The 24,311-nt window shown below is 47.9% G+C and carries 17 protein-coding genes; 10 read left to right on the top strand and 7 right to left on the bottom strand.

All coding sequences use genetic code 11. From position 1 onward, the window contains the following. Positions 1-487 precede the first annotated feature (487 nt). The 4 genes from ACWPAB_RS05965 (at position 488) to ACWPAB_RS05950 (ending at position 4,560) form a co-directional block, all read left to right on the top strand. A complete protein-coding gene (locus ACWPAB_RS05965) occupies positions 488-1,189 on the top strand; it encodes a WxL domain-containing protein (RefSeq protein ID WP_003563543.1) in 702 nt (233 codons plus the stop codon). A 151-nt stretch (positions 1,190-1,340) separates the two neighbouring features. Beyond that, positions 1,341-1,700: an LPXTG cell wall anchor domain-containing protein gene (locus ACWPAB_RS05960; protein ID WP_003587288.1), complete on the top strand. Its 360-nt coding sequence runs from the start codon at positions 1,341-1,343 to the stop codon at positions 1,698-1,700. Continuing rightward, a complete protein-coding gene (locus tag ACWPAB_RS05955; protein WP_003587289.1) occupies positions 1,684-2,385 on the top strand; it encodes a WxL domain-containing protein in 702 nt (233 codons plus the stop codon). The genes ACWPAB_RS05960 and ACWPAB_RS05955 overlap by 17 nt, the downstream gene beginning before the upstream one ends. Before the next feature lie 150 nt (positions 2,386-2,535). Next, positions 2,536-4,560, top strand: a complete 2,025-nt coding sequence (locus ACWPAB_RS05950) for a WxL domain-containing protein (RefSeq protein ID WP_016381087.1) — start codon at positions 2,536-2,538, stop codon at positions 4,558-4,560. Positions 4,561-4,635: 75 nt separating this feature from the next. Here the strand turns inward: ACWPAB_RS05950 and ACWPAB_RS05945 are convergent, their stop codons facing one another. From ACWPAB_RS05945 to metE, 7 genes are all read right to left on the bottom strand, one after another. After that, positions 4,636-5,610 (bottom strand): DMT family transporter, encoded by a 975-nt coding sequence (locus ACWPAB_RS05945; RefSeq protein WP_003563571.1) that lies wholly within the window; start codon positions 5,608-5,610, stop codon positions 4,636-4,638. A 167-nt stretch (positions 5,611-5,777) separates the two neighbouring features. Continuing rightward, positions 5,778-7,505 (bottom strand): hypothetical protein, encoded by a 1,728-nt coding sequence (locus ACWPAB_RS05940; protein WP_003587295.1) that lies wholly within the window; start codon positions 7,503-7,505, stop codon positions 5,778-5,780. Beyond that, complete coding sequence (locus tag ACWPAB_RS05935) at positions 7,492-8,286, bottom strand: ABC transporter ATP-binding protein (protein WP_003563574.1); 795 nt, start codon at positions 8,284-8,286, stop codon at positions 7,492-7,494. Before ACWPAB_RS05935 ends, ACWPAB_RS05940 begins: the two co-directional genes overlap by 14 nt. Before the next feature lie 251 nt (positions 8,287-8,537). Continuing rightward, entirely contained in the window at positions 8,538-9,086 is a 549-nt protein-coding gene (locus tag ACWPAB_RS05930; protein ID WP_003563576.1) for an ECF transporter S component, read from the bottom strand. Between the two features lie 47 nt (positions 9,087-9,133). Beyond that, positions 9,134-9,958 (bottom strand): PfkB family carbohydrate kinase, encoded by an 825-nt coding sequence (locus tag ACWPAB_RS05925; protein WP_003587298.1) that lies wholly within the window; start codon positions 9,956-9,958, stop codon positions 9,134-9,136. 171 nt (positions 9,959-10,129) lie between these two features. After that, positions 10,130-11,002, bottom strand: coding sequence for a methylenetetrahydrofolate reductase [NAD(P)H] (metF, locus tag ACWPAB_RS05920; RefSeq protein WP_003563579.1), 873 nt, complete (start codon positions 11,000-11,002; stop codon positions 10,130-10,132). After that, a complete protein-coding gene (metE, locus tag ACWPAB_RS05915; protein ID WP_003590103.1) occupies positions 10,980-13,265 on the bottom strand; it encodes a 5-methyltetrahydropteroyltriglutamate--homocysteine S-methyltransferase in 2,286 nt (761 codons plus the stop codon). The genes metF and metE overlap by 23 nt, the downstream gene beginning before the upstream one ends. Positions 13,266-14,395: 1,130 nt before the next feature. Between metE and ACWPAB_RS05910 the strand changes: the two genes are divergently transcribed. The 6 genes from ACWPAB_RS05910 to ACWPAB_RS05885 all read left to right on the top strand — a co-directional run bounded on the left by ACWPAB_RS05910 (position 14,396) and on the right by ACWPAB_RS05885 (position 24,193). Further along, complete coding sequence (locus tag ACWPAB_RS05910; protein WP_003573839.1) at positions 14,396-16,114, top strand: ABC transporter ATP-binding protein; 1,719 nt, start codon at positions 14,396-14,398, stop codon at positions 16,112-16,114. Between the two features lie 4 nt (positions 16,115-16,118). Beyond that, positions 16,119-17,900 (top strand): ABC transporter ATP-binding protein, encoded by a 1,782-nt coding sequence (locus ACWPAB_RS05905; protein ID WP_003563585.1) that lies wholly within the window; start codon positions 16,119-16,121, stop codon positions 17,898-17,900. Between the two features lie 161 nt (positions 17,901-18,061). After that, positions 18,062-19,306 carry an L-lactate MFS transporter gene (locus ACWPAB_RS05900; protein ID WP_003573843.1) on the top strand — a complete coding sequence of 415 codons (1,245 nt, stop codon included), beginning with the start codon at positions 18,062-18,064 and terminating at the stop codon, positions 19,304-19,306. A gap of 286 nt (positions 19,307-19,592) precedes the next feature. Then, positions 19,593-20,309, top strand: a complete 717-nt coding sequence (gene treR, locus ACWPAB_RS05895) for a trehalose operon repressor (RefSeq protein WP_003587307.1) — start codon at positions 19,593-19,595, stop codon at positions 20,307-20,309. A 143-nt stretch (positions 20,310-20,452) separates the two neighbouring features. After that, entirely contained in the window at positions 20,453-22,099 is a 1,647-nt protein-coding gene (gene treC, locus ACWPAB_RS05890) for an alpha,alpha-phosphotrehalase (RefSeq protein WP_016381659.1), read from the top strand. A gap of 90 nt (positions 22,100-22,189) precedes the next feature. Beyond that, positions 22,190-24,193 (top strand): glucose PTS transporter subunit IIA, encoded by a 2,004-nt coding sequence (locus tag ACWPAB_RS05885; protein WP_003587311.1) that lies wholly within the window; start codon positions 22,190-22,192, stop codon positions 24,191-24,193. The last annotated feature ends 118 nt before the right edge of the window (positions 24,194-24,311 follow it).

Here is a 24,311-nt window from a genome sequence, read left to right as displayed (position 1 = left end):
AAGTAGCAAAGGAAAGGAAAATTGCTTGCCATGGTCAATCTTTCGTGGCTAGATCAAATGTTTCAGTGCAAACTAGAAGTTTTATAAGCCTGAAAAACTGTAAAAAAGTAGCATACTATCCTAAAACGCCCATGAGGTCAAAAAATCATATTATTAATTCGAATTATTGATTAAAGGCTGATAATGCGGGACTTGCAATCGTGATTTATAAGTTTAATAAATGGCCATTTTTGAGATGGAGCCACCGTTTGAAAATTTATTATCACTGTGTAAATAACGAGTAATTATTAATTTGGATCATCTGTTATGTTGGAACGCATAGCATATCTAACGAAACGGAAATGAGAAAAATAACGTTGAATACGTTTACTTAATAGAGAATTATGGTTATATGCGGACTATATAGTTGATATATAAAAAATATTCGTATACTATTAGTATTGTAATAAGTAATTAAAACATATTTTAAAAACAGGAGGATAAAATAATGAAAAGAGTTAACTACATGTCTGCTGGTTTAATAGCAATGACACTTGCAGGGGTCATGCTGCCAATCACAAGTGTCTTTGCCGCAGACGAACCAATCAAGAAAACCTCTGTTGGTGAAGTTCGAGTTGGGGTTGATCCAGATAATCCTGATCCTAACAATCCGGACAATCCTGATGGGTCTAAGGATATTTTGTCATTGGTCAAGGTGCCAGATCTGAAGTTCAAGAGTGTCAGTGTTGAGCAACTGGCAACTGGGCAGCAAACATTGCCGCTCACAAGCAACACAGTTACTGACAAACCGGTTAAGAACGAACCAGCAGGAAATGCCAGCGATGGGAATAATCAAGGTTTGTTAAATATCACTGATTATCGCGGCACCGGTGCCGGTTGGAAGTTGGAAGCTCAGGCGGGCGAACTCAAGAATGCGGCTGGACAAAAACTGGCTGGTAGTCTTTTGCTAGCTGGGGTTGCGAAAACCGACGAGACTGATAATAATCCAACTGCTATTAGTCAGGCTGAGTTGGTCTTGGAAGGCAGCGGGGTGCAGGTATGGAATGCCGCAAGTGGTCAAGGCCAAGGCCGCAACACAGGTGTCTTTACTTCGGCAGATACCGTGTTGAAACTATCTCAAAACACGGCTGCATACGGTGGCAAGTATCAAACGGCTATCACTTGGACGCTGACCAACGCACCGTCTTAATGGATCGCATATCACCAGAAAGGGGGCAGCGATCGCACGCTGACCCCTTTTTGAAGAAACGCGCTTTGAATCGACTACGGGTGCTGCGCTGCTACTGGGTTGATCAGATGAAGTTTTCGGAATGGCAAATGTAGGGAAAAGGGGGAGACCGATGACACGAATTATATGGCGCTTTTTGATCAGTTTGATCATTGTGTTCGGCGTCCTCGGTGAAGGGATCATGGCCGCTCACCAAGTGCGAGCGGCGACCTCCATCGGTGAAGTCGTCGTGATTGACGATCGGCCAAAACCCGACAAGGATCATAATGCACCAGGAACAGAAGTATCAAAACCAAAGGAAGAGCCTTCGGTACCGCCACGCCAACAGGTTGATCGTTTGCCACAGACCAGCGAAGGAGGACAAACCTGGTATCCGCTGATCGGTTTTGCACTCCTGATGATGAGCAGTTTGCGTCTTCAACTGCGGTTTAAACGAAAAGACAGGGGGGACGATGATGAAAATCGTGACTAATTTCGCCATCGCTTTTGTCACCCTGATGCTTGCAGGTTTCGTCGGGCCGTACCAGTCGGTTATGGCCGCAGATGATCTAGGCCCCAAAAAGTCTAGTGCTCAATTGACGGTTGATGCTGGCAATATCATGATTCAGCAGGTGCCGGATTTGAATTTTGGCGGCATTTCTGTTCATGAAATCGTGAGTGGGTCCTTTCAACGGCATCCGTTGAAAAGCAATCTGGTGAATCCTGGACCGATTAAGACGGCAACGAATGCCAATGACGGCAATGCGACTGGCCTATTACAAATTGCTGATTATCGGGGCACTGGGGCTGGGTGGCGGCTTGAAGCAAAAATGGACGCGATGACGGATGGCAAAGGGCATTTCTTAGCGGGGTATGTTGATTTGGTTGGGTCACAGCTTGCCACGAGTAATCCCGATATCAACCCGATTAATCCTGCCGGCAGCAATGTGCCGCGGCTGAATTTTGCCAAAGACAACACCTCTGTGAGTTCAACTGTTGTTTGGCAGGCCGATGCTGAGACGGGTACTAAGTCAGGACAAGGACAAGGCAATAACCAGACCACAATTGGTACCGGAACGGCATTGACGTTAGTTGCAACGAACACCAACGTCACTATTGCCAAAGGCAGGTATCAAGGCGCTATTACTTGGACCCTGAGCAATGCACCAAAAGGTTAGGCCATGGTAAGGATTAACTTTTGGAGGAGCCAGAAGTGAGATGGGTGGACATGGTTGCTTGCTGAGGTCTGTAGCGAAAAAATACGGTGCAATTGAACTTCAAGTGCGATGGCACCTGCAACCGGACTACTTGCGAAAGGAGGCGTTCTGATGAAAAAACGATGCTATCTGTTAGCTTGTCTCGGCATGCTGTTGTGTACCCTGCTGGCGCCTGTGACGAGTGTTGGCGCGGCCGTCACGTGGCCGACGACTTCCGGCTATCCAGCACCGCCGTCATTTGGTGACGTGGACGGCCTCTTTTCACCAACGATGGGTGACTCAAGTTTATTGACGGATCCGACCAGCGGACATGCAGTCGGGCTTGAGATTAACAAGGATCAAGCAAATCGGTCGGGAGCAATTTGGAGCAAGGCACCAATGTTTGATTTGGATAAGGATAGTTCGTATACGATGTACTTTTATTTAGGCAATAAGACAGTTACCGGTGAGGGGATGGCATTTGTCCTTGCTGCTAAACCAGCTGCGCCGACACGGGTTGATCCTGGTTCACTGGGTGTTTGGGGAGTTGATCGTCTTTCTCCTAATAGTACTGCCAAGCAAATTGCCGACACAGCGCTGCCTAACAGTTTTGCAATGGTTGTGGATACCATAAAAAATGGTGGGGACGCGGCTGGTGGTTATGATCAATATAGTGCCTACCTCGATTATTACTTTGGTAGCGGGTATCCGGCACAAACGGCTATGTATCGCATTTCAAATCCATACTGGATGTCGTGGTTGTATTTTAATGGTGATCCGCCATTTGGAGGGTTTCAAACAGGTTTAGGCTTGCAAAATACACTTTCAAAAACGGCGGCTAACGGTAAATGGCATCAGTTGACATTAGACTGGAAGAAAGACAATGCTGGCGGTGGCACCTTAACTTACACAGTTACAATGCAAAAAAGTACTGGGTCACCTTATCAGTTTGACCGAAAGATTAAATGGTCTAAAAGCGATATTCAAAAATACTTCGCCCAAAAATCAGGCGATCCTGTTCCGCGAAAACTGTATCTAGGCTTTACCGGTACCACGAGCAGTCAATATGAACCGCATGTGGTCGCGATCGGCGCGATGCCGGAAGCAACGGCCATCAATGGCACAGTTGCTCTGATGCGCGGAGCCGAAACGGTGGAAGCAACAACTCATCTAAAAGTGGACGATGTACTGCACTATGATTACACCGTGAACGTGAAGGCAACCAGTCAGGCACCCTGGCCGGAAAGCGGGACAGCAACGATGAACGTGCCAAAAGGAAAATATTTTGACTATCTGAAGGCTGATGGGACGCCCGCCAAACCGGGCGATACGTTGCCCATCAAAGTCACGATAGGTAATTCGGATTATCAGGCCCAAGGAAAAGTTCAACCGGATGGCAATCAGATTGCTGTCACCAATATGCCCCAGATTCCAAAAGGAGCAACGGCAACGGTGAAGTTTTCACTGCCGGCCAAAGTCAAACATCATGGCCTGCTGGAAACGACACCGGTTCAGGACAAACCAATTGGGACCATCACAGGGGATGGCCAGACTTATGATCTGAAGACACCTGCGGGCAAAGATTTTCTCGCTTATATTCTTGATCCCGAAACAGGTGAACTCGTGCTGGAGAAAGTGCCGAGTTTTGTCTTCGAATTGAAGAATGGGCAAACCGGTTATCGTAATCCGACCGTTATGGAGATGGTAAAGGGACTGCCAACGCCAACGACCACTAATTGGGATCAGGCGAATGCAGATCAGTGGCTGACGAATCAGCAAGGCCGCGAACCGACCAATTCGACAGGCAAGGTGTTGAGCGTGAAAGATACGCGGCCAACCAAGCAAGGCTGGCATTTGACGATGCAACTATCGCCTTTTACATTAACTGATAATAGCTATGTGCTAGGCAATAATGGGAACAAATTAGGCGGCAAGGCAAGGTTGGTTCTGACAGATCAGACAACGCAAATTGCAGCTATCAAGGATAATAACAACGCGACACCGGTGAAAAATATGGCGGCTGGTGGGACAGATTGGTCGCTAGGCACTCAAACCGGTAATGTAGCGGCCTACCTAGGCATTGAACCAACAGCGACTGCTAAGGCTGGCCAATATCAGGCCACGGCTACTTGGCTGTTGACGAATGCGCCGAAATAGTAAGTTGCTTGAGAAACAACAAAAATGGTTCTGAAACATAAGACTGACTTATGTTTCGGAACCATTTTTTATTGGCTATGATTTAGTTTTCTGTGAAAATTGCCGAGTTAATCGTTGCTGAACGTGGTGAATTTTGTTAAACGGCAATGCTTGAAGGAGTGTGTTCAAAATGATTAAGATGCCGCCTAGCCACTCGGCCGGTCCGAACGCGATGTGCAAGCGGGTGACGGCTAGAGTGGTGGCAGTCAACGGTTCGAAGGCACTCAACATGCCCGTGGCGACTGGCGAGATGTAGTTGAGGCTGCCCAACACCAGCAAGTAAGCGAACATCGTACCGAATACGATCACGAAGGCAATGGCACCAAAATCAGGTAAAGTTAGTAGCGGATTGGGATGCAGCACGTATTGCGGTAAAAATGGCAAGCTCCCCAAGAGCATGGACCAACCGGTGACCGCTCGAGCGTCATATTTGGCCAGTAACGTGCGCGGAAGCAACGTGTATAGCGCCTGACTGACACCTGCCATAATGCCCCAGAAAACAGCGGCCGGCGCAAGACTTAACCCTGTCAGATGACCGCGGGTAACCAGCAAATAGGTGCCAATTAGCGCTAAAGTGATACTGACAAAGTCAATTCGCCGCGGCATCTGGTGAGTTGCAAATGCCACATAAAGCAAGATGAAAACCGGCCCAAGGAACTGCAAAATCGTTGCTGTTGCAGCATTACCTGCATTAATCGCTAAAAAGTAGGTTAGTTGTGACGGTACCATGCCCAAAAAGGCGAACACGATCATTAGTATAGCATCGTGGCGGTTTTTCCAAATTGCAAGGAACATCCGCGGTTCTTGCACGCCGCTCCAAAGCAAAAGTAGGAGACCAGCGAAAAACAAGCGAATGCCAACCAGCCACAGCGGCTTTACTCCCGCATCGGTAAATAGTGTTTGAGTGAAAATACCGCTGGCACCCCAAAAAATAGCCCCAATAACGGCGAAAGAAACACCTTTTAGTTTTTGGTTGGTATGGCGAGCGAGATGAGCTTCAGTGCGTGGCATGGCGGGATCCTTTCGAAGTAAGACTGTCCAAGCCATTCTACGCAAAAAAACTAGGGTTGGCTAGTTCGTGCAATATCGATCAAGCTTCCTGATGGTGTGTCTTGAAGTTGCGATGCAAGTGCCTAAAAAGAGGCAGCCATTCATTGAAGAATAACTGCCTTTTTGACCTATTCCTGAGTCGTCTTAATTTTTAATTCGTAGCGCAGGTTGGTTCGATAGAAATGCCCAAGCAGCATGCCTAGCGTTAATCCTAAGACAATGAGACCGAGCGGGAAAAGCCAACCACCGAGGAACCCGCCGATGCCGATCACAATCATGGCGATGATGACGCCAAAAAAGATACTAGCAAAGCCAAGTGCGCCACCACTAAAGTTAGCATTAGCTGAATACACACTAGCAAATGGAAATTGACTGCCAACCAGCGGCCATCCCATCATTAACGTCATGCCATAGGTGAAAATGATTACGGCAATGCCGGCCAATAAGGCATCAAAGCCGCCAAGCGCAGTGGTCAAAATGGTAATGAACAATAGCGGTGGTAAGAATAATCGGGCGAACATGGCCTTGACTACCCCGCGCAGTAGCAAGCCGTGGGTCGTAAAAGGCACATACTGGAAAATTGCCATGGCTTGAGGTTGACTCGAAAACCGCAGATTAACCAAAGCGGGAGCCAACGCCACAATGACACCGATGCCAGCGTAGGCAATAAAATGCTTCGCCGAGCTAAATGGCATGTCGCGCAGTCCACCGCCAACAAAGATCAGCGGTAGAATAATGCCATAAGCCAACTGCGGATAGACCCGCAGTTTATAATCGCGTTCGCTGCCTAGCACACGCCACCCTAAAGTGAAATATGTCCGTTCTTCACCAGGACGAGTCAGCAGGGCACTCACGCCGCGGAACCACCAACCAAGTTTACGCGTGCGGGCATCGCCTTGGTTCAATTTTTCTAGATAGGCTTCAAACACACCAGAAAAATGTAGAAAGACGAGGGTCAAGGCGATCGGGACGACGACACTTAACGCGGTGAGCGTCAGACTTAATACCGTTACCTGTCCTGCAAACAACATGGGCAGACCAACGAACCAAGCGGGGACAGCTGGTAAGAAAAGCCAATTAAACTGACCGCTGATGGACATGCCGAAAAGCGACATGGAACGCGGCAGCAAGTTAGGCAGCTGACCACCAACGTAGATACCAATCATCAGTAAGATCTGCACTAAATTCAGCATGTTGCGCAATCGTTCGCCATCAAAAAAGCGTAAGACTAGCAAGTAAACAAAAAGCGCCATGACCAGACTTAACACGCCGCTCAGCAGCAAACCGATGAGACCGCCAAGTGCCACGATTGGGCCATAATGGATACCGGCCATGACGAGTCCAGGCCCGCCCATTGCCAGCAACGTCATGCCCAGATAGAAGCAAATATTGATCAACCGCGCAAAACTTAACGTTTGATCATTGACGCCTCGGGAGGCAAAAACACTCCGGTCACGCGGGTCAAGAATCAGGCTTGAGTAAGTGGTCAAAATAGCGAGAAAACTCGTAAGTAGTTGAATCGTCATGAAAAGGGTAAAGGTCGTGAGAATTGAGGTCGGGAGAAACATAAGCAGCCCTAAAATCAGGCCAAAGAAGAGATTCCATAAAAAGGCGGTTTTGATGCTCGCATCTTGACCACGTTTGCGTTTATTGAACATACTGCCTAAGCCGCTAGATTCACGAGCGGCCAAGAGACCCTTAGTCGCAAGGATTAGCCGCAATTGATCAAACTGAATACCACGTTTTTCCAATAAGGGCCTAAAGCGCGCGAGCCATGCAAATGCTTTCGGCAAAGGCAACGCGGCTGTATCAGTTGGATCAGCGGTGTCTAGGGACGTCTTTTTAAATAGTTTCATGGGATTCACCGCCAGTCACGATATCCACGAAACTTTGTGCCTTTTGACCGTGTTCGGCAAAGCCGGTTAGATCGTTGAAGAGCTGTTGCAGGTTGGTGTCGGCTTCCTTGGCAATGGACTTGAAGGGGCCGTCAGCAACAACCATACCGTCATTTAGCACGATGATGCGGTCTGACAACTTCTGAACAACATCGAGAATATGGCTGGAATAAAAAATGGTTTTACCACGATCCCGCAAATCCTGTAGCACTTCTTCAATGACAAGCACGGTGTTGGCATCCAGGCCGTTTAACGGCTCGTCCCAAAAAAGAATGTCGGGATTGTGTAGCAGGCTGGCGATAATCAAAATCAGTTGGCGCATCCCCTTTGAATATGATGAAATGCGCCGATCAAAAGCCTCCCGCAAATTCACAAGATCCGCCAGTGCAAAGGCCTTTTGTTCAGCATCGGCAGCGCTGAGTCCGTAAAGTTGGCCAATCAAGCTTAAATATTCACGAGCAGTCAAGGCGTCAAACACGTCGGCACTTTCAGGCACATAGCCAATCCGCCGTTTATAACTCGGGTCGTTGGGTTTGATTGGCTGACCAAACAGCTCAATGGTGCCGCCGTCTGGTTGCATCAAACCGAGCATCATTTTAACTGTCGTGCTTTTCCCTGCGCCATTAGGACCGATGTAACCAACAATGCTTCCTGGAGTAATCGTAAAGTTGAGATCTTTTAAAACCTCCTTGGATCCGAAACTTTTCTGGATGTGGCTGAGTGTTACGATTGGTTCTGCCATGATAGGCCTCCTCTTGTAGGGTTGAGTAGGTACGCGTCTAAAAAGGTGTCAGCAAGAAATGAAACGCGCTTGTCTGCATACTTCTTTGGGCCGATTATGACAGAAAAGATTATTGTTGTATAGAGAAACAACTTTTGAATAACGCTTTTTGGCGACAATAAAAAACATCACGAGAGACAACGTGATGTTAAGAGGTTCGCTAATTTAATGGACTAGGCCAAACGAGAGCCAAATAAAAAACGAAAAATCGGTCAGTTTGTGAACCGACGAAAGAGTGGCCGAAGAATAAAATATAATACTGGTACGATAATGGCCGTTGCAATTGAATTGATCACGGTGGCAGGCAAACTCAGGAAGGCACCGACCACGGCTGCCTTGAAAACGCTACCGACCATGAGCGCCTCAACAACCCCAGTGAGATAAGAAGTGACGATTTTTGTCAGGCCTGCGAGAATACCAATTATGATGATATTGCGCGGTTGATCGTTATGCTTAAAGGCTTTGACCAAAGCGCTGACAACGATGGCCATCACAATGGCTTCAAGGGCAGTCAACCATGAGGTAGCCGCATAGCCGTTCAGCAGATCAAACCCGCCCAAACCGATGACAGCGGCCAAACCACCTAAGCGGCCACCTAGGAAAAGAATGGCAAGCACCATTAAAGGATTACCAAAGTGGATGAATGGCCGACCAACCATTGCCGGAATTGGAATCCGTAAGAGTGAAATGCCAATGAAGATAATGGCAGCAAATAGACCGGTGAAAATAATATTCTTTAACGTATTATGGGATGTTTGCATCGTAATCGCCTCCAAAATATTGATAGTAATGCACGGTATGTGGCAGTTTATGGCAGTTGTTTGCTTAGCGCAGGAATGACGCCAGTCAGATTCAGGCCGTACTTTGGATCGGCATCAGTGGCAAGCGTGGCCTTGATCGCAAGCCGGGCGGCAACCATGCCAGTTGCGGCCGCTTGCCGCAAGTTTTGGCCTTTTAACAAACCCGTCGCCAAGGCAGCAGCAAAAAGATCGCCAGTGCCAAAATAATGGCCCGTTTCTTTTGGCTGAGCCAAGGCCAGCGTGGTACCGGATGCATCGATGCCGACCACCGCAATTTGTTTGTGAAAAGGCACGCCGGTGATGAGAACGGCGCTGTCAAATTGGGCATGCAGGCGTTTCGCCAAAGCCGTGACGGCAGAAGGATCGGTGAGCGTTGTTGGCTTTTCATCCAAAAGCAGCTGAGCTTCGGTGATGTTGGGCGTCAAGACAGTTGCCCGATGCGCCAACTGTTGCATGGTCGCCACATAAGCAGCATCAAATCCCTTGTAAAGTTTGCCGTTATCTGCCATGACGGGATCGATCAACACGAGCGGGGCATGAAATTTAGGCAGCCAACGATCCCATTGGCCGGCCGCCTTTTGACCAAGATAACCAAGGTAAATGCCATCAGGCTGCAGTTGCAGTTGTTGCCAGTGCTTGAGAATCCCCGGCATTTCGGAGCTAAGATCAAGATAAGTATTGACGCCTAGTCCGCCAGTGTGACTAGACAGCAGTGCGGTAGGCAAAACATACGGCGTCAACCCCAGCCCAGCCGCTAACGGCAGCGCCACGCTCATCGAGACTTGACCCACACCACAAAGATCTTGACTGATGATCAGACTTTTTGTGTTCACAGCACGAATCCTTTCTGAAAAGATAGTTGTTAATAATGAGAATGCGCAATTTTAGGTGTCTTGTCAACAAGAGCGCGAACAGGCACGTTTAGAAACCGGAGCATAAGTGGCCTCAAACAAAATGGCCCCGGCATCGGGCCGTGACCATTTAATAGAAAGAATCAAGCTGAATTAAGCATTCCGAATCGTCTGAGTCGCAGCAGCAATGCGCTTGACGACGGTTGGATTGTCCATCGTGTAGATATGGATCCCATCAACGCCATGCACCAGCAAATCGACAATTTGATCAATCGCGTAGGCAATACCAGCATCACGCATCGCTTCTTTATTGCCAGAAAAATGCTGCATCATTGCGACAAATTTTGGTGGCAAGTTGACACCGGCCATGGTGGCCATCCGTTCGATCTGGTGTTCATTGATCACTGGCATAATGCCGGCTTCGATAGGCACGTTGATCCCGGCTAATTGTGCTCGTTCGCGAAATCGATAAAAAACCTGATTGTCGAAGAAAAGTTGACTGATCAGTTGGCTTGCGCCGGAGTCGACTTTTTCTTTGAGATGGTGAATATCACTGACCACATCAGGAGATTCAGGATGCTTTTCTGGATAGCAGGCTGCTACTACGTTGAAGTCGCCGACTTGGTGAATGTGTTCGATCAGATCACAGGCATAGGGAAAATCGTTACTAACGCGGCCGCTTTTGGGTATGTCACCGCGTAAAGCAAGGATGTTATCAATGCCAGCATCTTGAAAACCGCGCAGTTCTGCATCTACCTGTTCTCGGGTGAGTTGAGCGGCTGGCAGATGGGCCACGGGTTCCATATCAAACTCATCTTTAATCAGTTTGGCAACTTCGAGTGTCCCCATGTGAGGCTTGTTGCCATTGGCGCCGAAGGTTACGGAAACGAAGTCAGGATCGGCTTCTTTGACCGCATCGAGGGTGTTGAGAATCGGAGTCAAAGCAATATTGCTCGCATTTTTGCGCGGGGGGAAAACTTCAAATGAGATGACTTGATGATCTTTAAAGCACTGGTTGATTTTCATGAGTGAGTTCCTTACGTACTTGTTTAGCCGCTGCCACCATGTTGATGAGGCTGGCCTTGGTTTCTGGGACATCACGAGTCTTGAGGCCACAGTCAGGATTGATCCAAACATGATCGGCAGGCAGACGTTTCAGAATTTCGTGGATGATGTGCACAATTTCGTCCTTTGAAGGAATCCGTGGGGAATGGATGTCATAAACACCAGGACCAACATGAGTCTGAAAATGGGTTGCCTTAAGGATGTCCAAGAGACTGAAGTCGGAACGGGCCGCTTCAAACGAGATGACATCGGCATCGAGGTCGTCAATCGCCTTGATGATATCACCGAACTGCGAATAGCACATATGGGTGTGAATCTGTGTTTCAGGCTTGACCTTGCTGCCGACTAACCGAAAAGCTGGTACTGCCCAATCGAGATACTTCGGGTACCAATCTTTCTTGCGCAACGGCAAGTTTTCTCGCAAAGCCGGTTCGTCGATTTGGATAATCTTGATGCCATGCTTTTCAAGATCAAGTACTTCATCTTCCAAAGCCAATGCAATTTGTTCAACGCTCGTCTTTTGGCTCAGATCTTCACGCGGGAAGGACCAGTTGTAGATGGTGACTGGACCGGTGAGCATCCCCTTAACGAGGTGGTCGGTTTGACTTTGGGCAAAGACAGTTTCAGCAACGGTGATTGGCTTGGTGCGATAAACATCACCCCAGATAATGGGTGGTTTCACACCGCGCGTACCATAACTTTGCACCCAGCCGTTGTCCGTGAAGCGGAAACCGCCAAAGTTTTCACCAAAATATTCAACCATGTCATTTCGTTCGAATTCACCATGAACAAGAACATCAAGGCCGATTTCCTCTTGGAATCTGATCCATTCGATTTCTTCTTTGTGATTGAAGGCGGTGTATTGTTCTTCAGTGATTTCATGCCGGCGAAGTTTTGCCCGATTGCGTCGTACTTCAGCGGTTTGCGGGAACGAGCCGATCGTTGTTGTTGGCAATAGCGGCAGCTTGAACGCCTTAGCTTGAATCGCCAACCGGGTTTTCCGTTCCGGCGTCCGCGTGTAGTCGGCCGGAGTTAAGGCAGCAATCTTTTCATTCAATGCCTTATTTTCTGCGTACCGGGGCTTGCTGAACAAAGCGACGTTGGCTTGATAGGCTTTGTGATCAGCATCGGTTTCGAAGATAGCATCCAATTCGTGCAGTTCACTGAGCTTTTCTTCAGCAAATGCGAGGTATTGTTTTTCCTCAGGCTTTAAATGAGTTTCATTGCGTAAGGTGTATGGCACATGCAACAAGGAGGTTGAGGTGCTTAACACCAGCTTATCTGTGATCTTTGCCAGCGTTTTAATGGTTGCTAAGGCATCGGCATAATGTGTGCGCCAGATGTTCTTGCCATTAATGATACCGGCAAAAAGAGTTGCGCCTGCAGGGAAGCCTTGCGTTTTCAGAAGATCAAGGTTGGCATGGCCTTCAACAAAATCAAGGCCAAAACCGTCAAATGGCAACTTACTGATGCGATCAAATGAGTCGGTCAAGTCGCCAAAATACGTTTGGACTAACACTTTGGCGCTTTGCTTTTGAGCCAGAAGTGGGGTGTACAGCCGTTCGAACAAGGCGAGGTCAGCGTCCGTCTGGTCATAGACCAAGGCCGGCTCGTCCACCTGAATCCACTCAGCACCAGCAGCATGCAAGCGTCCGATAATGTCGGTGTATGCAGCAATTAAGTCTGCTACAAAATCATCTGGGGTGACATCAATGAACCGTGACAGCTTTAGTAACGTGTATGGACCAACCAAGGTCGGGCGCGCATTGATACCTAATGCTTTTGCTTCTTCAAACTGGTCAAATAGTTGCCAGTCTGTCACTTTAATTTGTGTGTCCTGATCGAATTCAGGAACCAGATAATGATAGTTGGTGTTGAACCATTTTTTCATTGCCAAAGCTTTGACATCACCAGCCTCGCCTTGATAACCGCGCGCCTGGGCAAAATAGGTGTCCAGCGGCGACAGACCCAGCGCTTGATATCGCTTTGGCACGATATTCAACAAGTTGGCAACATCCAAGGTGTTATCGAAGAAGGAAAAATCGCCAGTCGGAATCTGGTTAATGCTAGCCGCTTGAACAGTTTCCCAATTATGCTGCCGCAGGGCTTTCACTTGTTCCTGTAATTCCTGTGCTGTGATTTGATGTTTGAAATACTTCTGGGTCGCAAATTTAAGCTCGCGATGTTCGCCAATGCGTGGGTAGCCGATGATTGTTGTTGTCATAAAGAAATCCTCCTCAGTTAGTGAGCGCGAGCCAGACCGGTTGCTGGTCTGACAAACGCGTTATAGCGGAAATTTAGTTGCGGAAAGGTGCGGTGCTTGTTTGGGTTCACGAAAGATGTTTAGCGAGAAAATCGTGAATGTCAAAAAAGCCGCCCTCAGCGCAGACAAATTGTCTGCGCCAAGGACGGCTTACCGTGGTACCACCTTGGTTTGAAAGCCGTTCACACGACTTTCCTCAATCAGTCCGACAGCAAATAGCTGTGAGACCTAACGCAATAATGGGCGTCCCCATGACCGCCTCGCAATCGCTCAGCGTTCCTGCATCACCAAGACCATATTCGCTGCCGTTTCTTGATGTCCTTTCACCAAATGGACACTCTCTAAGCAAAAAACTAACAACTACTCATCTTTCCGCATTTCAATGTTGAGGCTAGTTTACTGACGAAGCTTGTTATTGTCAAGAACTTTGTTCGAAGAGCGTGAGAAGTAGCGGTTAGTTCGGCGTAGCGAAGTGCGACTGCGAACCCTTTTTTCGCGGCAACAGCAGACGATTTAAACGCTTGAACTAAAAGAAGAGAACTGGCGGAGCGGCGATGGGCTCAGCACTGAAATTTGTCTAGGCGGAGTGGTTTTCTCCGCCTAGACAAAGGCCGAGCTTCAAGACCGCGGGTTTTGCGGGCTTGAAGTCGTGCCCAGTGCGCTAGCTTCGCGGTCGCCACCCCGAATCGCCGCGTAGCCAACTCGGCATAGAAAGCTAAATGTAGGCTTTGTTGCCCTATGCTCCGGCTTCTAAGAGGGGTGGCTCACGCTCTGCTTCGAAACGCGATCACAGGCGCAGAAACCTGCACATAAGGACCTCAAGCACAATGACCAAAGTGCGGTCATCGCACTTGCTGCCGCTTATGCTCCGGTTTCTAAACGCGCCTGCTCACGCTCTTAAACGCGATCACCACCCCAGAAACCTGCGTGTAAGGACCTTGGACGCAATGGCCAAAGCCCAGCCATCACGTCCAAGGCCGCTTACACTCCGGTTTCTAAGCGGGGTGGCTCACGCTCTTAAACTTTTTCACTGACTTGTTTTCCAAATTGCGGTAAGCTATTAAAACAAGTTATAGAAGGAGAAAGACATCATGAGGGTATTGTTTCCGTACATCAAAAAATATCGGTGGGACGTGATCTGGTCGGTTTTGGCGATTTTGATTGTGGCCTTTGCAACGTTGTGGCAGCCGCATTTGTTGCAGGTAATCATGAATGCCATCATGAAAAATGATAAGCAGACAGTCTGGATTAATGGTCTGTATTTGATCGGACTGGCGATCATCGGGATTATTGGCGGGATCGTCAACACGATTTACGCGGCGCGGGTTGCGCTGGGTGTGGCAACGGATTTGCGTGCAGACGAATATGCTAAGATTCAGAGTTTGGCGTACGCGGATGTTGAAAAGTTTTCGCCATCGAACTTGGTTGTTCGAATGACCAACGATATCAATCAAGTTCAGCAAATCATCATGGGCTTCTTTCAACAAGTCACGCGAATCCCGATTTTATTCGTTGGCGCGGTCATTCTCGCGATCATGACACTGCCCGAATTGTGGTGGGTTATTGCGGTGATGATGATTTTAGTTTTTGGCGTCAGCTTTTTCTCGTTCAGTCATATGGGCAAATACTTTGGCCGGATGCAACAATTAATTGAGCGCGTCAACACGTTAGCCCGAGAAAATCTGATGGGCATGCGCGTGGTGAAGTCGTTTGTTCAAGGCGCGAATCAGATCAAGACATTTGCTGAGTCCAGTGATGAAATGCGGGATGTCAGCGTCAAGATCGGGAACTTGTTCGCCCTACTAATGCCGGCGTTCTTCCTTGTGGCTAATTTAGCCATGGCTGGTAGTATTTGGCTGATCGGACAGGACATTACTAGTCATCCTAGCAATCTGGCGGCAATTACAAGCTTTATTAACTATTTGATGCAGATTCTGTTTGCCATTATCAATGGTGGCTTCATGTTGACATTTGCTTCACGTGCGTTGGTTTCACTCAAACGTATTCAAGAAGTCATGGACACAAAGCCGAGTATGACATTCGTCTCTGGCCCGCACCGTGACTTAGATGGCGCGGTTGAATTTGATGACGTGACGTTCACCTATCCTGGTGATGAAAAGCCAACCATTTCTGACATCAGTTTCAAGGTGAAATCTGGTGAAATGATCGGTATTGTTGGCGCAACTGGTAGTGGTAAAACCACATTGGCACAGTTGATTCCCAGACTGTTTGATCCAGATACCGGGATTGTCAAGGTTGGCGGTCACGATGTCCGTGCTGTCACCGAAGCCGATTTGCGGAAAACGGTTGGCTTCGTCTTGCAGCGATCAACGCTTTTTTCCGGTACAATTGCGGAAAACTTGCAGCAGGGGAATCCTAACGTCAATCTAGATGCGATGCGCTGGGCGGCAAGAATAGCTCAGTCGGCTGAATTTATTGAACGCTTGCCACGCACTTACAACGCCGAAGTTGAGGAGCGATCCTCTAACTTTTCCGGTGGTCAAAAGCAGCGTCTGTCAATTACCCGTGGCGTGATCGGCCAGCCGAAAATTTTGATTTTGGATGATGCGACCTCGGCTTTAGATGCCCATTCAGAGAAATTGGTTCAAGAGGCACTGGCACACGAGCTGGGTGATACGACGACGATTATCATTGCCGAAAAGATCAGTTCTATCATCAAGGCAGATCGTATCTTAGTGCTTGATGAAGGCCGTTTAGTCGGCAGTGGCACACATCATGATTTAGTTCAACATAACGATGTTTACCGAGAGATCTATGCCACCCAAAAGGCATTGGAAGAGGGGGTGTGATTAAATGAAAGACTTGAAAAATGCAGGTAAATTTTATGCGCATTATCTGAAACCTTATTGGATTGAGTTTTTGATCACGACGATTTTGGTTGGCATCTCTACCTGGGCAATTGTGGTCGCACCGACTTACATGGGACGAGCGATCGAAGAACTGGCAACCTATGTGCAGCAGTGGATGAACCCAGCAACTAGGGCACAAGCAACATTTACGACATTTAACCATACCTTGGCGATTTTCGTCTTGCTTTACATCATTGATGCCACTAGCATCCTTATCTCAAGCTTATTGTTGTCTAAAATCAGTGGTTACTCGACTGGTACCATGCGGGTCGGATTATTCCGAAAAATGCAACGGATGAAAGTGAATTATTTCGACAGTCACAGTGACGGCGATATTTTATCGCGGTTTACAAGTGATCTGGATAATATTTTCAACGCCATGAATCAGGCGTTGATTGAAATCTTCTTAAGCGGTGCCCAGTTTATCGGGATTATCTGGATGATGTTCACCCAAAATGCGACGTTGGCCTGGATCACAATGGCATCGACACCCGTTGCAATTGGGCTGTCGGCCTTCGTCATGCATCAAGCGAGTGTCTCGGTTGATCGCCAACAAGATGATATTGGCCGCCTAAACGGTTATATCAACGAGCAGATTACAGGCCAAAAAATGTTGATCACTAATGGCTTGCAACAGGAAAGTGTCGCCGGTTTCCAGCCGTATAATGCGGCGGTGCGTAAGTCCAACCTGCGCGGCCAGATCTGGAGCGGTATTTTAAATCCATTGTTGATGGGCTTGTCATTGTTGAACACCGCGATTGTCATTTTTGCTGGTTCTTGGTTGGCACTGAATGGTTCTTTGAGTCAAGGCGCGGCGCTGGCCTTGGTAGTTGTGTTCGTCAATTATGCGCAGCAGTATTATCAGCCAATTGTCCAGTTGACCAGTCTATTCAACATGATTCAGCTGGCCATCACTGGCGCCCGACGGATTACTGAAGTGCGGGAGCAACCTGATGAAGTGGATCCGCCAGAAGGGAAAACGCTTGACGGACTCAAGCATGAGTTACTGATCGACAATGTTCATTTTAGCTATATCCCTGGCAAAGAAATTTTGCATGGCGTGACCATCAAGGTGGATAAGGGCGAAATGGTTGCCTTGGTTGGCCCAACCGGTAGCGGTAAAACAACGGTTATGAATTTGCTGAATCGCTTCTATGATGTTGACTCGGGGGCGATTACATTTGACGGCGTCGACGTTCGCGAATTCAAGCTCGCCTCATTACGACAAAATGTCGGTATTGTCTTGCAAGACCCGCAACTCTTTTCCGGCACAATTCGCGATAATATTCGCTTCGGCGATCCCGATGCTGATCAGGCGCGGGTGGAAGCAGCGGCCAAACAGGCTAACATCCACGATTTCATCGTGAGCTTGCCAGAAGGCTACGATACCTTTGTTTCAGATGAACAAAGTGTTTTCTCGGCAGGACAAAAGCAGTTGATGTCGATTGCGCGAACTATTTTGACCAATCCGCGGTTGTTAATTCTCGATGAGGCGACAAGTAATGTTGATACCGTTACGGAAGCCAAAATTCAAGCGGCAATGGATAACGTCATTCAAGGGCGAACGAGTTTTGTCATTGCCCATCGGTTAAAGACCATTTTGAATGCCGACAAAATCGTTGTCTTGCGTGATGGCAACATCATTGAGGAAGGGAGTCATGAGCAATTACTCGCGCAAAATGGCTTCTATGCCGAGCTTTACCACAATCAAATGGTGTTTGAATAACTTGTAAAAAGATTCCGAATAAAATCGGAGTCTTTTTTATTTTTATTCGTTTGTGAAACGGTTGCAATGGCTTCCTAGCCTCAATAATATATGTTATCCTTTTTATATCAGAACAATGGGTAGGACGGTTCTGATAAATATTGGGATGATGGAGGTAACGAATGAGTAAGCGTAGATATCTGGTCGCTATCGGCGGCATTTTGCTTCACCTGATGATTGGTTCCGTGTATGCATGGAGTGTTTTCACGGGACCGATTGCCAAACAAACCGGTTGGGCGTTGTCATCGGTGACAGTTGCGTTTAGTATCGCGATCTTCTTCTTGGGGATGAGCGCCGCCTTTATGGGTCGGCTGGTTGAGCGATTTGGTCCGCGACTGACAGGGACAGTTGCGGCGTTGCTATATGGCTCTGGCATTCTGTTGACAGGACTGGCGGTGCAACTTGAGTCTTTGCCGTTACTTTACATTGGGTATGGTGTTGTTGGTGGTTTGGGATTAGGTGCGGGTTACGTGACCCCGGTTTCAACCATCATTGCTTGGTTTCCAGACAAGCGCGGGCTCGCAACCGGCATGGCCATTATGGGCTTCGGTTTTGCTGCGATGCTGACCGGTCCGATTGCTCAGAACTTGATTGCTGGGATTGGACTGGTGCCAACGATGTATGTGCTCGGCACCGCATATTTACTTATTATGCTCACAGCAGCGCAGGTTATCCGGAAGCCGCGTCCGGGTGAGGTTCCTGCTGCTGATATTGCTAAAAGTGTCAGTTTGACCGGTACTGCCATGACAGCAAACCAGGCAGTCAAAACGCGTTCATTCCGCTACCTGTGGCTGATGTTTTTCATCAACATTACCTGTGGGATCGGACTGGTTGCTGTTGCGTCACCGATGGCGCAACAGCAAACCGGCATGTCTGCGGCTACGGCAGCGATGATGGTCGGGGTCGTAGGTTTGTTTAACGGTTTTGGTCGACTGGCTTGGGCAACACTCTCGGATCTGATTGGCCGTCCGCTGACGTACACACTGATTTTTACGGTGGATGTCGCTATGTTGGCCGGCATTCTGGTGTTCAGCTCACCATTGCTCTTCGGGATCGCCTTATGCCTGATCATGTCCTGCTACGGTGCAGGGTTCTCTGTCATTCCGGCCTACCTTGGCGACGTTTTTGGTACGAAACAGTTAGGTGCTATTCACGGCTATGTCTTGACGGCGTGGGCAGTTGCTGGAGTTGTTGGACCGACCCTGCTTAGCCTTAGCGATCAATACTTCCACAGCTATACTTACAGTTTGATTTTCTTCGTTGCGCTTGAATTGGTTGCTTTTATTCTCTCGATTCGCATTCGCCGGCAGTTCAGCGTTGTGGCTCGTGATGAAAAGGTGACGGATTCACTCGAAAGGCAACATTGATTGGCTAATACTGTGACAGCCTCGAAAAAGGCTGCTCGTGATCAACGAATGAATGGGGAAATTGACGGTTGTATTGGTCTATAACAATGAAGTTTATAAATGAATAAGCTCTGGAAAAATCCATACAGATGTATGGATTTTTTTTGCACGCTAAAATCCCGGTATATCAACATTAATGATTCATAACGCGAAGTATTTAAAAGCGTTTAAACATTATTAGTTGACATACCTGTACGTACAGGTAAAATAAAGTTTGCAAGTGAAAGCGATTTCTGGAGGAGAAGGCATGCGGAAGTATGATGTGATCTATCAGGATTTGAAAGATAAGATCGAGGCCGAAATTTATACGACTGGTTCATTATTGCCGAGCGAGAATACGCTGCAGGATATGTATCAGGCATCGCGCGACACGGTACGTAAAGCTTTGCGGCTGCTCAAAGATGATGGCTTCATTCAATCGCAGAAAGGCAGAGGATCAATCGTGATCAATCGCCAAGAATATGTCTTCCCGGTGTCAGGTGTCGTCAGTTATGCCGAATTGGCTAAGCAGCTTCACTTGCAGACAAGAACCGTGGTGTTGGCCAATCATTTTGCCGCACTTCCGGCCAAGTCCTTTAAAGATGTTGATCCGGATGTTGAAGTCAAGCAGATGCGTTTGCTGAAGCGAGTGCGTTACTTGGAAAAAGAGCCGGATATCATTGATATCGATTATTTGGATCCAAGAGTCGTGCCGCCGATTCCGGAGTCGGTGGCAAGGGATTCGTTGTATGCGTATCTCGAAGGACAAATTGGCTTGGAAATTGCTTATGCCACAAAAGAGATTACGGTTGAAACGGCAACTGAAGAAGATCGTCGTTATCTAAATCTTCCTGAGGGCGCCATGGTTGTAGTTGTTCGCAGTTGCAGTAGTTTGGCAGACACTAGAAAATTTCAATACACAGAGTCACGGCACCGGGCAGATCGCTTCAAGTTCCACGACTTCGCCCGGCGTACAAGACCATAGAGCGTGAGCAGGTTTCTGCGCCTACGAACGCGTTTCAAGCATAGCGTGATCTGATATGTTGAGACTCAAAATTTAAGTGGTTTTGAAAGCCTTTGTGTTTAGGTCTCAAGCTCAGCAAACGCTTTTCAGGAAAGGGAGTCACCATGGGATTTCATAATAAAGTCATTTATCAGCTATACCCCAAGTCTTTTTATGACAGCAATGGCGATGGGGTTGGCGATCTGCGCGGCATTATCGACAAGATCGATTACCTCAAGTCATTACATGTCGACATGATTTGGTTTAATCCATTTTTTGTTTCACCGCAGTATGACAATGGTTATGACGTCGCAGATTATCGTCAAATTGATCCACGCTTTGGGACCATGGCCGATTTTGACGAGTTGGCCAAAAAACTTAAAGCGGCAGGTATCGACATCATGCTGGACATGGTGCTGAACCATACCAGCACAGAGCATGCTTGGTTTCAAAAGGCTTTAGCAGGTGACAAACATTATCAGGCATACTATTACATTCGACCACCAAAGCCGGATGGCAGTTTGCCAACAAATTGGGAAAGCAAGTTTGGCGGCCCAGCTTGGGCACCGTTTGGCGATACAGGCAATTATTATTTGCATTTATATGAACGGCGCCAAGCAGATTTGAATTGGCACAATCCAGCGGTTCGACAAGAAGCTGCTGCCATTATCAATTTTTGGCGAGCAAAAGGTGTCCATGGTTTTCGGTTCGATGTTCTCAATGTTATTGGTAAAGCCGATAAGCTTGTTGATGCACCGCCAAGTGTGGCCAGCAAAACGTTGTATACCGATACACCGATTGTTCAGGACTATTTGAAGGAGCTGGCAGCAAACAGCTTCGGTCAAGATGATAATCGTGTGACGGTTGGCGAAATGAGTTCCACCACAATTGCCAATTCGATTGCTTATACCAAACCGGACAACCATGAACTTTCAATGGTTTTTCAATTCCATCATCTTAAAACAGACTACAAGAACGGTGAAAAGTGGAGCAAGGTGCCATATGATTTCAACGCCTTGCGCGATATTCTCCACACTTGGGGTCAGGGACTTGATCAAGGTGGTGGTTGGCAGGCACTGTTTTGGAACAACCACGATCAACCGCGGGCCATCAATCGATTTGGCGATGTCGGGCAATATCGGGTTAAAAGCGCAGAATTGCTGGCAGCAGCGATTCATTTGAGCCGCGGCACACCTTATATCTATATGGGCGAGGAGATTGGGATGACTGATCCTGTTTACACCAGCATGGCAGATTATGTGGATGTGGAAGCTAAGAATGCTTATGCAGCACTGCTGGGAAAAGGCATGTCTGAAAAAGAAGCATTCGGCATTATTTTGGCGAAAGCCCGAGATAATAGCCGAACGCCAATGCAATGGGATGCCTCGGACCATGCAGGCTTTACCACTGGCACGCCTTGGTTGCGACCAACAAATCAAGCTGCAATTAATGTGCAGGCTGAGCTTGCACATGGTGAAATTTTTAAATTTTATCAGCAGCTGATCGCATTGCGTAAACAGTATCCAGTGATCAGTGACGGTAGCTACACGCCGTTTGGAACTGAAATTGATCGGTTGTATGCCTATATAAGAACATATGGCACACAACAATTGCTGGTGCTGAATAATTTCAGCGACAAGACAATGACCGTACCGCTACCCGAAAAGTTTCAAACTGCAAAAGTATTAATCACGAACGAAGCTACATTGACGCCAACCGCAACCATGACATTGCCGCCATACGTGACGATTGGGTTATTGCAGAAAGCGTGATTTGGCTGGTTCGCTAGAAGAAGGCACTTAAGACAAAGCGCAGCTGGGTTTTCGTGCCAGCAAGCGTGTTGATAAAAGGGGGAACAAGAAATGGCAGATACGAAAAAGTTGCAGCTCATGGCACCGGTCTCCGGCTTGGCCATGGCAATTACCGATGTTTCTGATCCGGTTTTTTCACAGAAAATGATGGGTGACGGTTTTGGCATCGATCCGACTGATGGTCAGATTGCCGCACCAGTTGACGGGCGGATTATGATGATCGCGGACACCAAACATGCGATTGGCATCAAAGCCGATAACGGCGCAGAATTATTGGTTCATTTGGGAATCGACACAGTCGAGCTGAAAGGCGCACCGTTCGAAATTGATACGGCTATGGATGCCCGTGTCAAAGCAGGTGATCTCATCGGATCGATGGATTTGGACGCAATTAAGAAAGCTGGGAAAAAGACAACCGTCATTGTTGCGATTACCAATAGCAAAGAAGTCCTCGATCATCTCGACGTCAATGCTGGTGAAGTGAACCGCGGTGAAGAAGTTGCCGTGATGACGCCAAAGCCAATGGCCGCAACAGCCGCTGCTGCGCCGAAGAACGAAAGCAAATATGCCGCAACCGCTCGGCAGATTATTGCCGATGTTGGTGGTTCGCAGAATGTGAATAGCCTGATTCATTGCATTACGCGGTTACGTTTTTATCTGAAGGATGAACAGTTACCAGATGATGACACCGTTAGAAATATTCCTGGTGTGATTGATGTTGCGCATGGCAATGGTCAGTATCAGGTCGTCATTGGGCAAGCGGTCACTGACGTTTATGATGAAGCAATTAAACAATTGGGTCCCAGTTATGCTAACGCGGAAGGAACGGCGCAGGCAATCCAGGAGACTCAGCAAGAAGCTCAAGATACCAGTGCGATGGGCCGAATCAAACACGGGCTGCAGGCACTAATTGGGACAATCACAGGCTCGATGATTCCGATTATTGGGCTTTTGGCTGCCAGCGGGATGTTAAAAGGGATTTTGCTCGGCTTAACAAAATGGGGCGGTTTATCAACGACTAATCCGACCTATGAAATTATTAACGCGATGGGCGACGCAACCTTCTACTTTCTACCGATACTTGTTGGCTTCACCGCGGCACAAAAACTTGGCTCTGATCCGGTGATTGTTGGTATTATCGGCGCGTTCCTGATCTATCCTTCTATTGCGCAAATCGCCACAGCAGGTAAAGTCAGCGGCACATTGCTAGGCATGAGTATTAATGCCAACTTCTTCGGTTTGCCAGTGCACATTGCCAATTACACGTATTCTATTTTTCCAATGATCTTTGCGGCGTGGATGGCGGCGAAGCTCGAACCGTGGATCAAGAGTTGGATGCCATTGGTGCTTAGAATGATCTTCAGTCCGTTGGTTGAAATCTTCTTGGTTGGGATGACTGTTGTTCTGGTTGTCGGACCATTACTCACTGTGGCATCAGGCGCTTTGACATCAGGGATTCAAGCATTGCTGAATTTGACCCCAATGATTTCAGGTGCCATCATTGCCGGTCTCTATCAGGTGCTGGTTATCTTCGGGCTGCACTGGGCGGTCATTCCGATTATCGCCGCACAATTATCATCGGCACATCCTGAATCAATTCTGAACGGGATTGTCTCGATCTCCATGATCGCACAAGGTGCCGGTGCGTTGGCAGTTTGGGTGAAGACAAAACACAATCCAGCCCTGAAAGGTTTGTCGCTTTCAGCCTTTATCAGTGCCTGTTGCGGGATTACCGAACCAGCCATGTACGGGGTTAACCTGAAGTATGGCCGGGTCTTCATCTTTGCAAGTATCGGCGCTGCAATCGGCGGTCTGGTCAATGGGCTGCTTGGGGTTAACATGTTCGGCTTCACCGGTAGCTTCATCGGGTTCTTCTCGTTTGATGCGCCGGCTTGGGCAAACAGTCCCAATAACTTAATGAATTTCTGGATTGCTTCCATTGTGACGCTTGTGGCTGCCTTCCTACTGGTTTACTTCTTTGGTTATAAAGATGCTGACGCCAATCAAGCAAAAACGGCGCCAAAGAAAAAGCGTTTAGGCAAAACAGTTGAATAATGGCGTGTTCACCAACACGTACGGTTTTCATGTGTGCGTGAGCGGCAACAATTGATTAAAAAAGCACGATGTCAGCGGACATCGTGCTTTTTTCGATTTCAAGGCATGCCGAAGAGCA

Source organism: Lacticaseibacillus sp. 30, assembly GCF_053819265.1.
This window is presented reverse-complemented; position numbering and strand designations above follow the sequence as displayed.